This window comes from Nonomuraea sp. NPDC049725, assembly GCF_040674795.1.
Taxonomy (GTDB): Bacteria; Actinomycetota; Actinomycetes; order Streptosporangiales; family Streptosporangiaceae; genus Nonomuraea; species Nonomuraea ceibae.
The window spans coordinates 1-11,295 of sequence record NZ_JBFANJ010000039.1; the positions used below are offsets into that span (position 1 = coordinate 1).

At 67.4% G+C, this 11,295-nt stretch carries 11 protein-coding genes and 1 rRNA gene; 10 read left to right on the forward strand and 2 right to left on the reverse strand.

Annotation, left to right across the window (positions count from 1 at the left end):
- The coding region (locus AB0J53_RS44985) for a transposase (protein WP_364184516.1) at positions 1-161 on the forward strand (161 nt) is incomplete at its 5' end.
- Positions 162-318: 157 nt separating this feature from the next.
- Positions 319-990 carry a hypothetical protein gene (locus AB0J53_RS44990; protein ID WP_364184498.1) on the forward strand — a complete coding sequence of 224 codons (672 nt, stop codon included), beginning with the start codon at positions 319-321 and terminating at the stop codon, positions 988-990.
- A gap of 100 nt (positions 991-1,090) precedes the next feature.
- Here the strand turns inward: AB0J53_RS44990 and AB0J53_RS44995 are convergent, their stop codons facing one another.
- The gene (locus AB0J53_RS44995) at positions 1,091-1,333 is read right to left on the reverse strand and encodes a cold shock domain-containing protein (RefSeq protein ID WP_364184501.1); all 243 of its coding nucleotides are present in this window, start codon (positions 1,331-1,333) and stop codon (positions 1,091-1,093) included.
- A 94-nt stretch (positions 1,334-1,427) separates the two neighbouring features.
- On the opposite strand from AB0J53_RS44995, the gene AB0J53_RS45000 reads away from it, so the two are divergent.
- Complete coding sequence (locus tag AB0J53_RS45000) at positions 1,428-1,925, forward strand: hypothetical protein (RefSeq protein ID WP_364184504.1); 498 nt, start codon at positions 1,428-1,430, stop codon at positions 1,923-1,925.
- A 10-nt stretch (positions 1,926-1,935) separates the two neighbouring features.
- On the opposite strand, the gene AB0J53_RS45005 is transcribed toward AB0J53_RS45000, so the two are convergent.
- Entirely contained in the window at positions 1,936-2,415 is a 480-nt protein-coding gene (locus tag AB0J53_RS45005; protein ID WP_219516045.1) for an ATP-binding protein, read from the reverse strand.
- Positions 2,416-2,647: 232 nt separating this feature from the next.
- Between AB0J53_RS45005 and AB0J53_RS45010 the strand changes: the two genes are divergently transcribed.
- The 7 genes from AB0J53_RS45010 to AB0J53_RS45040 all read left to right on the forward strand — a co-directional run.
- Positions 2,648-3,514, forward strand: coding sequence for a helix-turn-helix transcriptional regulator (locus tag AB0J53_RS45010; RefSeq protein WP_219516053.1), 867 nt, complete (start codon positions 2,648-2,650; stop codon positions 3,512-3,514).
- Positions 3,515-3,662: 148 nt separating this feature from the next.
- Complete coding sequence (tig, locus tag AB0J53_RS45015) at positions 3,663-5,039, forward strand: trigger factor (RefSeq protein ID WP_364184508.1); 1,377 nt, start codon at positions 3,663-3,665, stop codon at positions 5,037-5,039.
- A gap of 175 nt (positions 5,040-5,214) precedes the next feature.
- Positions 5,215-5,847, forward strand: a complete 633-nt coding sequence (locus AB0J53_RS45020) for an ATP-dependent Clp protease proteolytic subunit (protein ID WP_219516065.1) — start codon at positions 5,215-5,217, stop codon at positions 5,845-5,847.
- A gap of 11 nt (positions 5,848-5,858) precedes the next feature.
- Positions 5,859-6,482: an ATP-dependent Clp protease proteolytic subunit gene (locus tag AB0J53_RS45025; RefSeq protein WP_219516066.1), complete on the forward strand. Its 624-nt coding sequence runs from the start codon at positions 5,859-5,861 to the stop codon at positions 6,480-6,482.
- 183 nt (positions 6,483-6,665) lie between these two features.
- Positions 6,666-7,949 carry an ATP-dependent Clp protease ATP-binding subunit ClpX gene (gene clpX, locus AB0J53_RS45030; RefSeq protein WP_049576077.1) on the forward strand — a complete coding sequence of 428 codons (1,284 nt, stop codon included), beginning with the start codon at positions 6,666-6,668 and terminating at the stop codon, positions 7,947-7,949.
- 90 nt (positions 7,950-8,039) lie between these two features.
- Entirely contained in the window at positions 8,040-10,607 is a 2,568-nt protein-coding gene (locus AB0J53_RS45035; RefSeq protein WP_364184513.1) for a valine--tRNA ligase, read from the forward strand.
- A 416-nt stretch (positions 10,608-11,023) separates the two neighbouring features.
- Positions 11,024-11,295, forward strand: a 16S ribosomal RNA gene (locus AB0J53_RS45040); the annotation flags it as partial.

Below are 11,295 nucleotides of genomic sequence, written 5' to 3' on the forward strand. Positions count from 1 at the left end.
CCGGTTTCGACGCCGAACGCTACAAAGCGCGCAACGTCGTCGAACGGGCGATCAACCGGCTGAAGAACTTCCGGGCCGTGGCCACCCGCTACGACGAACGCGCCTACATCTTCCTCGGCACCGTCACCCTGGCCGCCCTGGTCATCTGGCTTGGAACCTGATCGAAGAAACAGCTCCTAGAGGTCGCAGTTCATATCCGGGCGGTCTGGCCACCTCGAAGGGCTCGTCCGATCCGGTGCGGGCCGATGCCTGCATTGAGTGCCCTCCGTGAGGCTTCCAGGTCTTGCTGTCGTTCATGGTGAACGGCATGATCACGCCGTGACTGACTACGAGCGGGTAGCCAAGGCATTAGGGGATACCACCTGGATCACCTGGTGCACGGATGCCACCCTGGACGATGTCCTCGCTCTCTACAGCGATGGCTGGAACCTGCCGGTGACGGCCACATTCGGCGAGGCCGATGAGGCTGCCCATTTCGGCATCGAGGATGGGGTTCCGGTCCTCTTCGCAGGTGCGCTCGGCCATGGGGTCGTTCTCATGGAACCAGGGCTGCCATGCGTGGGAACCGACGAGCGGATTCGCCTCTCATCCGCAGGTCGGTGCCTGGACGTCGGCTGGAGTGACTTCGGCCCGCCCTTCGTCACGTACAGGGAGAAGGGGCGCGTCGTAGTGAGCTTCGAGGGCACGGGGTGGGAGTACGACGCCACGCCCGACCAGGAGACGGTGGAGCGCTGGATGAGCGCCACCCCTGCCGGGTTGAAGGGGTGGCAGACCAATTACGGCACTGCGTCGCTGATGACGGCGGAGGCCATCATGGGCGCGCCCATGAATGAGCAGTGGCTGGCGCGAGAGCACACCTGCTTGGCCTATGGAAAAGCTGACGCGGAGCGTCCTCGTCCACGCTCGGTGAGCCTGGGAGAGCTGGTGGAAAATGTTGCAGCGCCTCTCCGTACGAAGCACGGCCCCGGTAGCGGCGGCCCGCCCGCGTGAGGTTCTGCTTGACGAGGCGACGCCGTCGCTGCGGCCGGCTGGGAGCACCCAGTACGCAGCCCCACCGATGCCGTCGTCAAAGCCGAGCACCTCGGGCCGGTCAGAGGCTCCGTACGTTCTCGGCGACGTACTGGAAACCGTCCTGCTCGCGCCGGACGATCTCGAACGTGACGCGTTCGCCCGCCCGCAGGCTCCGGTACCCCTCGGCGATGATGTTGCTGAAGTGCGCCCAGGCGTCGTGCCCGTCCGGAAGGGAGGGCGAGGAGAGGACGCCCCACCCTTCCTCCGCGTGCCAGACCTTGACCATGCCGTGAACTGTGCCGTGAACCGTGCTGTCGGACATGCCGCCCATCCTGGCACGGGCGTCCCCCGGGCGGGGGAGCGCGGTGGCCCGCGGGCGGGAGGCGGCGCGAGCGCGTGATCACGACGATGGACCCATGCGTACGAACCTCGTCGTCGTCCCTCGCTGGCCGGTGGTGGCCGCGCACGCCGCCGCCCTCGTGGCGCTCCCGTCCGGGCTGTGGCGGATCGGCCTGGTGCTCGGCTTCCCGCTCGGCTACACGGAGGAGGGCCTGCGCGCGTTGCTGGGGACGGGGGCGGCGGGGCCGGCGTACCTGGTGGCGCTGAGCGTGCTGACCGAGGGGGCGGGGCTGCTGACGCTCGGCCTGGTGCGGCCGTGGGGCGAGGTGGTGCCGCGCTGGGTCCCGTACGCGGGAGGCATGGTGATCCCGCGCCGCGCGGTGCTCGCGGCGGCGTGGGCGGGCGTCGTGGTGCTGGCGGTGCTGTGGACGCCGTTCCTGTTCTGGTGGGCGGTGCCGCACGGCGACATGACGGCCACCGGGCACCTGCTGGTGGGGTTCGTCTATCTGCCGCTGGTCGCGTGGGCGCCGCTGCTGGCCGCCGTCACGCTGGCCTACCAGCGGCGGACGCGCTGAGGGCGGCGGGTCAGGACTCGTCGGTGCGGAACAGGGCCCACACGGCCTTGCCGCCACGCGCCAGCGGGTCCCAGCCCCAGCACTGGCTGTACGTCTCGACGATGTAGAGGCCGCGCCCGTTCTCGGAGATGAAGTCGGGCTCCTTGGGCGTGGGCACGTCGTCGCTCGGGTCGGCCACGGCCAGCAGGACGTGCGGCGCCACGCGCATGAGCAGCAGCGTGATCTCGCGCCCGCCCCGGGCGTACATGGCGTAACGGACCGCGTTCGTCACCAGCTCGGAGACCACGAGCGCCGCGTCGTCGCTCAGCTCGGACAGGCCCCAGCCGCTCAGCGTGGTGCGGGTGACGTCCCTGGCGGTCTTGACCGAGTCGGCCTGGAAGGGCAGCGGGCACGCGGTGGTGTACGGCTTGCCCGAGGTGAGGAGCTGGTCGAAGCCCACCTCACGGGTGATCTGCAGGCAGTCGGCAGTGGCCAGAGGATCCTCCACCATCCCGCCGATACCTCCCAGTCGCCTTTGGTTTAGTGCATGTTTGGCCCAATATGCACTAGGCCATCATGGGTCACGATCCCGTGTCGCTGCAAGACCCAAATGCACGTGCATGTGCAATGTGCAGCAGCATGAGCGATTTCCGCATACGTATCCGAATCGGACACCAGGTTGAGACCTTGTCATACCCGGCAAACAGATGTCACTGTGTGTGCGGACCTTGATAGGAGGCAAAGTGACGCAGAACCAGCCGGGTTCCGGGCCTACGGCGCTGCGCATCCTTCTGGGTTCCCAGCTGCGCAGGCTCAGGGAAAGCAGGGGCGTCACGCGCGAGGAAGCGGGCCACCTCATCCGGGGGTCCGAGTCCAAGATCAGCCGTATGGAGCTGGGCCGGGTCGGGTTCAAGGAGCGTGACGTGGCCGACCTGCTCACCCTGTACGGAGTGGTCGACGACGGGGCCCGCGCCGCCGTGCTGGACCTGGTCGCGACCGCCAACGAACCCGGCTGGTGGCACCGCTTCAACGACATCCTCCCCACCTGGTTCCAGGCGTACGTCGGCCTCGAGGAGGCCGCCGCCCGGATCAGGACGTACGAGGTCCAGTTCGTGCCGGGACTGCTGCAGACCAAGGAGTACGCGCGCGCGGTCGTCACGGCGGGATCCGCCGGGGTCGGCGCGGAGGAGATCGCGCGGCGGGTCGACCTGCGGCTCGAACGCCAGCGCGTGATCGACAGGCCCGACGGCCCGGTCTTCTGGGCGGTGATCGACGAGGCGGCGCTGCGCCGGCCCATCGGCGGCGCCGAGGTCATGAAGGCGCAGCTGCAGCACCTCATCGACCTCATGCGTCAGCCGAACATCACCATCCAGATCATGCCGTTCAGCTTCGGCGGCCACAGCGCGGAGGGCGGCGCGTTCAGCATCCTGCGCTTCCCCGACAGCGACCTGCCCGACGTGATCTACGTCGAGCAGCTCGCCAGCGCCCTCTACCTGGACAAGCGCGAGGACGTGGACCGCTACACCGAGGTCATGGAGAGGTTGTGCGCCGTCAGCACGACCCCTGACGAGACCATCGAGCTGCTGCGCGTCATCGCCGAAGAGTTCTGAGAGCTACCTGCTCTGCCCTAGACTGACGGACGGCGTTTGGATCCGCCGTGGCGGAGCATGCCCAGCGCCAATACGTGGGCGCGGCGCGCGAGCCGTACCGAATGGACGCGCCCGCGATCACCAGAAGCTTGATCAAGGAGACCACCCCGTGAAGACCGCTGTCGAGGAGCTCAGCCCGACCCGGGTGAAGCTCACTGTCGAGGTGCCGTTCGACGAGCTGCGCCCGAGCATGGATGCGGCGTACAAGAAGGTCGCGCAGCAGGTGCGCGTCCCCGGGTTCCGTCCTGGCAAGGTCCCGGCCCGCATCATCGAGCAGCGCTTCGGCCGGGCGGTAGTGCTGGAGGAGACCCTCAACGACGCGGTGCCCAAGCTCTACGGCCAGGCCGTGGACGAGGTAGACGTGTTCCCGGTCAGCCAGCCCGACATCGAGGTCACGAAGATCGAGGACGGTGAGCAGATCGAGTTCACCGCCGAGGTCGACATCCGGCCCAACTTCGACGTCCCCGACTACAAGGGCGCCGAGGTCACCGTCGACGCCGCCGAGGTCTCCGACGCCGACATCGACGCCCAGCTCGACTCGCTGCGCCAGCGTTTCGCCACGCTGACCGGCGTCGAGCGGCCCGCTGCCACCGGCGACTTCGTCGTCATGGACCTGCGTGCCGAGATCGACGGCCAGAACATCGAGGAGCAGCAGGCCAGCGAGGTCTCGTACGAGGTCGGCGCCGGCTCGGTGCTCCAGGGCCTCGACGCCGCCCTCGAGGGCATGTCCGCGGGCGAGGAGAAGACCTTCAGGACCGAGCTCGTCGGCGGCGCCAACGCCGGCGAGGAGGCTGACGTGATCATCAACGTCAAGTCGGTCAAGGAGAAGGTCCTGCCCGAGCTCGACGACGAGTTCGCCCAGCTGGCCAGCGAGTTCGACACGCTCGACGAGCTCAAGGCGAGCATCCGCGAGCAGGCCCGCCGCAACAAGCTCATCGAGCAGGTCGTCCAGACCCGCGAGAAGGCCCTCGACACGCTGCTCGACAAGATCGACATCCCGATCCCCGACAGCGCGCTCAAGGCCGAGATCGACGCCCGCAAGCACAACCTCGACCACCAGATCGCCGAGAGCGGCCTGAGCCGTGACGCCTTCTTCCGTCTCTACCAGACGACGGAGGAGGAGCGCTTCGCCGAGTTCGAGACCAGCTCCGCCAAGGCGATCAAGGTCGGCTTCGTGCTCGACAAGATCGTCAAGGCCGAGGAGCTCGGTGTGACCGAGCAGGAGCTGACCAACTTCGTGGTGCGCCGCGCCATGGAGATGGGCGTCCAGCCCAACCAGCTGGCCCAGCACCTGGCCGACAACGACCAGCTCACGCTGGCCATGGTCGAGATCGTCCGTGACAAGGCCAAGTCCGTCATCGGTGACGCCGCCAAGGTCGTCGACACCGAGGGCAACGAGGTCGACCTCAAGGCCATCTACACCGAGATCAACGGTGAAGAGGTCGTCGAGGAAGAGGACGAGTCCGAGGAGAAGGCCGAGGCCTGATCCCCGCCCCAGCGCGCGCGAAGCCCCCAAGCCCCTGGCCTGGGGGCTTCGCGCGTGCCGGAGACCCGACCTGCGCCGTCAGCGAACAGTACGTGGACCGGGCATGACCGGGGGGCGGCGCGCGTTAGGGTCACAAGCAAAGCCCATCGATTACGACGCATCGGAAGGTGACGCTGTGACCAGCCCGCCGACCTTCTATCAGCCTGAGTCGCGAGGCCGTGAGAACGGCACGTCCTTCCGGCTTGAGGACCAGCTTTACCAGCGCCTGCTGCGCGAGCGCATCATCGTGCTCGGCCAGGAGGTCAACGACGAGATCGCCAACCGGATCTGCGCCGAGCTGCTCCTGCTGGCCGCCGACGACCCGGATCGCGACATCAGCCTTTACATCAACTCGCCCGGCGGCTCCGTGAGTGCCGGCATGGCGATTTACGACATGATGGAGTACGTGCCCAACGACGTCTCCACCGTGGTGATGGGCATGGCGGCCTCGATGGGGCAGTTCCTGCTCTCGGCGGGGGCGCCGGGCAAGCGCTACGCGCTGCCGCACGCCCGCGTCATGATGCACCAGCCCTCGGGCGGCATCGGCGGCACCGCGGCCGACATCGCCATCCAGGCCGAGCAGATGCTCTACGTGAAGAAGACGCTGGCCGAGCGGATCGCCTTCCACACCGGCCAGCCGCTGGAGCAGATCGAGGCCGACTCCGACCGCGACCGCTGGTTCACGGCCGACGAGGCCAAGGACTACGGCTTCATCGACCATGTCGTGCGCAGTGCTCGGCAGGTGCCCTCGCAGGGCCCGGTTTCCTAGGGGTATCTACTGTGAACATCGAAAGCCGCTACGTGCTCCCGCAGTTCACCGAGCGCACGTCCTACGGGACCAAGACCATGGACCCGTACACCAAGCTGTTCGAGGACCGCATCATCTTCCTCGGCGTGCAGATCGACGACGCGTCGGCCAACGACGTCATGTCGCAGCTGCTGACGCTGGAGTCCCTCGACCCCGACCGTGACATCAGCATCTACATCAACTCGCCGGGCGGCTCCTTCACCGCCATGACGGCGATTTACGACACGATGCAGTTCGTCCGGCCGGAGATCCAGACCGTCTGCCTCGGCCAGGCCGCCTCCGCGGCGGCCGTGCTGCTGGCCGGCGGCACCCCGGGCAAGCGCTTCGCGCTGCCCAACGCCCGGGTGCTGATCCACCAGCCGTCCACCGAGGGCGGCGGCCAGGGCAGCGACATCGAGATCCAGGCCCGCGAGATCCTTCGCATGCGGACCCTCCTTGAGGACATCGTGGCGAAGCACTCGGGAAAGACCTCTGCCGAAGTCCGCAAGGACATCGAACGCGACAAAATTCTCAACGCGGATGAGGCAAAGGCGTATGGTCTGATCGACGACATCATCCCGTCCAGGAAGAAGCGAGCTCAGGCTGTGGCTTCCTAGACGAGACGACCCGCACCGGAGCGGTGCCCAATAGGGCACGTTCCGGTGCGACTCGCCGCTAGGGGGCTCACTGAGGGCCCAGAAGACGGTAACGTCGAAACCTGAGCGGTTCGGCCTAGTCCGGAGGATGTCCGGCGACACTGCTCGATGAGCAGGGCGGTCCCACGCAAAGGAGTATCTGGGGTGGCACGCATCGGCGACGGGGGAGACCTGCTGAAGTGCTCGTTCTGTGGAAAGAGCCAGAAGCAAGTCAAAAAGCTCATTGCCGGTCCAGGCGTCTACATCTGCGATGAGTGCATCGATCTCTGCAACGAGATCATCGAGGAGGAGCTCTCCGAGTCCTCCGAGCTCAAGTGGGACAACCTGCCCAAGCCGAGGGAGATCTTCGAGTTCCTCGACGCCTACGTCATCGGTCAGGACAAGGCGAAGAAGGCGCTCTCGGTGGCGGTCTACAACCACTACAAGCGGGTGCAGTCCGGCGACCGGGGCAGAGACGACGGCCTGGAGCTGTCCAAGAGCAACATCCTGCTGCTGGGCCCCACGGGCTCGGGCAAGACGCTGCTCGCCCAGACGCTGGCGAAGATGCTCAACGTGCCCTTCGCCATCGCCGACGCGACCGCCCTCACCGAGGCCGGTTACGTGGGCGAGGACGTCGAGAACATCCTGCTCAAGCTCATCCAGGCCGCTGACTACGACGTCAAGAAGGCCGAGACGGGCATCATCTACATCGACGAGGTCGACAAGATCGCCCGCAAGAGCGAGAACCCGTCGATCACCCGCGACGTCTCCGGTGAAGGCGTGCAGCAGGCCCTGCTGAAGATCCTCGAAGGCACCACCGCCTCGGTGCCCCCGCAGGGCGGCCGCAAGCACCCGCACCAGGAGTTCATCCAGATCGACACCACCAACGTGCTGTTCATCTGCGGTGGCGCCTTCGCCGGCCTCGAGAAGATCATCGAGTCGCGCATCGGCAAGAAGGGCATCGGCTTCAACGCCGTCATCCGCTCCAAGGAAGAGATCGACTCGGTCGACATCTTCGCCGACGTGATGCCCGAGGACCTGCTGAAGTTCGGCATGATCCCCGAGTTCGTCGGCCGCCTGCCGGTCATCACCTCGGTGCACAACCTCGACCGTGAGGCGCTCATCCAGATCCTCACCGAGCCGCGCAACGCCCTCGTCAAGCAATACCGCAAGCTCTTCGAGCTCGACGGGGTCGAGCTGGAGTTCACCGACGACGCGCTCGAGGCCATCGCCGACCAGGCGATCCTGCGCGGCACCGGCGCCCGCGGCCTGCGCGCCATCCTGGAGGAGGTGCTCCTGTCGGTCATGTACGAGGTACCGTCCCGGCAGGATGTGGCCCGCGTGGTCATCACCCGCGAATCGGTCCTGGAGCACGCCATCCCGACGCTCGTCCCGCGCGACCAGCTCGCCGCCAAGCAGCAGCGGACCCCGCGCGAGAAGTCGGCCTGAGCCGCCGCTGAGCCGCCGCGACAGCGGCAACGCCCCGTGGACCCGGTCCATGGGGCGTTTCCCTTTCCCGCCTCCCTAGAATTGGTCACTGTGACAACGCCAGAGCTGCCTACCCAGTACACCCCGGCCGACGTCGAGACCCGAAGCTACGAGCGATGGGTGTCCGAAGGCTACTTCCACGCCGACCCGGGCAGCTCGCGGGAGCCGTACAGCATCGTCCTGCCCCCGCCCAACGTCACCGGCGTGCTGCACATCGGTCACGCGCTCGACCACTCCATCCAGGACGCCCTGAGCCGCCGCGCCCGCATGCGCGGGCACGAGACGCTGTGGCTGCCCGGCATGGACCACGCCGGCATCGCCACGCAGAACGTCGTCGAGCGCAAGCTCGCCGCCGAGGGCCTGTCCCGCCACGACCTGGGCCGCGAGGCGTTCGTCCAGCGGGTCTGGGAGTGGAAGGAGGAGTCCGGCGGCCAGATCCTCGGCCAGATGCGCAAGCTCGGCGACGGCGTCGACTGGTCGCGCGAGCGCTTCACCATGGACGAGGGCCTGTCCCGGGCCGTCCAGACCATCTTCAAGAAGCTCTTCGACGACGGGCTGATCTACCGCGCCGAGCGCATCATCAACTGGTGCCCGCGCTGCCTGACCGCGCTGTCCGACATCGAGGTGGAGCACAGCGAGGACGAGGGCGAGCTCGTCTCGATCCGCTACTCCGACGAGATCGTGGTCGCCACCACCCGGGCCGAGACCATGCTCGGCGACACCGCCGTGGCCGTCCACCCGTCCGACGAACGTTACGCGCACCTGGTCGGCACCCTGGTCGAGGTGCCGCTGACCGGCCGCATGATCCCGGTGGTCGCCGACGAGCACGTCGACCCGGCCTTCGGCACCGGCGCCGTCAAGGTGACGCCCGCGCACGACCCCAACGACTTCGAGATCGGCCGCCGCCACTCGCTGCCGTCGCTGACCGTCATGGACGAGCGCGGCGTCATCACCGCGCACGGCCCGTTCGAGGGGCTCGACCGGTTCGAGGCACGGCCCGCCGTCGTCGCGGCCCTGCGCGCCGAGGGGCGCATCGTCGCCGAGAAGCGCCCGTACGTCCACTCCGTCGGCCACTGCTCGCGCTGCAAGACCGTGGTCGAGCCGCGGCTGTCGCTGCAGTGGTTCGTCAACGTGGCGCCGCTCGCCAAGGAGGCCGGCGACGCGGTGCGCGACGGGCGCACCCGCATCCACCCGCCGGAGCTGGCCAAGCGTTACTTCGACTGGGTCGACGACATGCACGACTGGTGCATCTCCCGGCAGCTGTGGTGGGGCCACCGCATCCCGGTCTGGTACGGCCCGGGCGGCGAGGTCGTCTGCGTGGGCCCCGACGAGACCCCGCCGGAGGGCTACGTCCAGGACCCGGACGTGCTCGACACCTGGTTCTCCTCCGGCCTCTGGCCGTTCTCTACGCTCGGCTGGCCCGACGCCACGCCCGAGCTGGCCCGCTTCTATCCGACCTCGGTGCTCGTCACCGGCTACGACATCCTGTTCTTCTGGGTCGCGCGGATGATGATGTTCGGCCTGTACGCGATGGACGGCGAGCCGCCGTTCCGCGTGGTGGCCCTGCACGGCATGGTCCGCGACCAGTACGGCAAGAAGATGTCGAAGTCGTTCGGCAACGTCGTCGACCCGCTCGACTGGGTGGAGCGCTTCGGCGCCGACGCCACCCGCTTCACGCTGCTACGGGGGGCCAACCCTGGCGCGGACGTGGCGGTCAGCGAGGAGTGGGCGGCGGGCTCGCGCAACTTCTGCAACAAGATCTGGAACGCCACCCGGTTCGCGCTGATGAACGGCGCCACCGTCGGCCCCCTCGAAGGGCTCACGCTGACGGCGGCCGACCGGTGGATCCTGTCGCGGCTGCAGAGCGTGATCAAGGCGGCCGACGAGGCGTTCGAGGAGTTCGAGTTCGCCAAGGCGTCCGACCTGCTCTACCACTTCGCCTGGGACGAGGTCTGCGACTGGTACCTGGAGCTGGCCAAAATCCAGCTCGGCGAGGGACTGGAGCACACGCGGCTGGTGCTCGGGCACGTGCTCGACGCGCTGCTGCGGCTCATGCACCCGCTCGTCCCGTTCGTCACCGAGGAGCTGTGGCGGGCGGTCACCGGCGGGGAGTCCGTCGTGGTGTCCTCCTGGCCGCAGGCCGATCCGCGCTACGCCGATCCCGCGGCGGAGGAGGAGATCGTCGCGCTGCAGGAGCTGGTGACCGAGGTGCGCCGGTTCCGCTCCGACCAGGGCCTCAAGCCCGGCCAGAAGGTGGCCGCGCGGCTGGCGCTGGCCGGCACCCCGCTCGCGGGGCAGGAGTCGGCCGCCCGTTCGCTGCTGCGGCTCACCGAGCCGTCGGAGACCTTCAACCCGACGGCCAGGTTCGCCGTGGGCGGGGTGGGCGTCGAGATCGACACGGCGGGCGCGATCGACGTGGTCGCCGAGCGCAAGCGGCTGGAGAAGGACCTGGCCGCGGCGCGCAAGGAGGCCGCCCAGGTCGCCGGCAAGCTCGGCAACGAGCAGTTCATGGCCAAGGCGCCGGCCGACGTGGTGGCCAAGGTGCGGGGGCGGGCCGACCAGGCCGCCGCCGACATCGAGCGCCTCGAGTCCCAGCTCGCCGCGCTGGGTTTGAGCTAGCCGGACGAGGGGAAGGTTCATTCGTTACCGAGAATGGACCTTCCACGGTCCAGAGGCTGCTACAGTTTTCCACGCGGGGCGGTTCAGCCTCCAAACCCCTTGCAACGGATCTCCGGGCAACCGGCCGTGTCAGAGCGTGATTGGACACGGCGCGAAAGTTCGGGTAAGTTACGAGGGTTGCCTCGGAAGGGGCGTCCGGAAGCTACCGGATCGGGCGGTTTGACAAGGATCGTCCGGATCTGATAAGCTAGCGGAGCTGAAACGAGCGCCTCCGGCGCTGAGACCCACGGTCTCGGTCAAGGAAGTACGCGTCCGTTTCTTGAGAACTCAACAGTGTGTCAAAAGCCAGTGCATGAAGTTTTTCATGCAACACCTCGTCAAATATGACGGAGATAATGTTGCCTGGTATCAAACCTTTTTTGGAGAGTTTGATCCTGGCTCAGGACGAACGCTGGCGGCGTGCTTAACACATGCAAGTCGAGCGGAAAGGCCCTTCGGGGTACTCGAGCGGCGAACGGGTGAGTAACACGTGAGCAACCTGCCCCTGACTCTGGGATAAGCCCGGGAAACTGGGTCTAATACCGGATACGACACACCCCGGCATCGGGTGTGTGTGGAAAGTTTTTTCGGTTGGGGATGGGCTCGCGGCCTATCAGCTTGTTGGTGGGGTAGTGGCCTACCAAGGCGA

What these genes read in the sequence shown, in the direction of transcription:
- AB0J53_RS45000 (WP_364184504.1), top strand. Translation starts at nt 1,428, where the DNA reads ATGCGTACGAACCTCGTCGTCGTCCCTCGCTGGCCGGTGGTGGCCGCG.
- AB0J53_RS44995 (WP_364184501.1), bottom strand. Translation starts at nt 1,333, where the DNA reads ATGTCCGACAGCACGGTTCACGGCACAGTTCACGGCATGGTCAAGGTC.
- AB0J53_RS45005 (WP_219516045.1), bottom strand. Translation starts at nt 2,415, where the DNA reads ATGGTGGAGGATCCTCTGGCCACTGCCGACTGCCTGCAGATCACCCGT.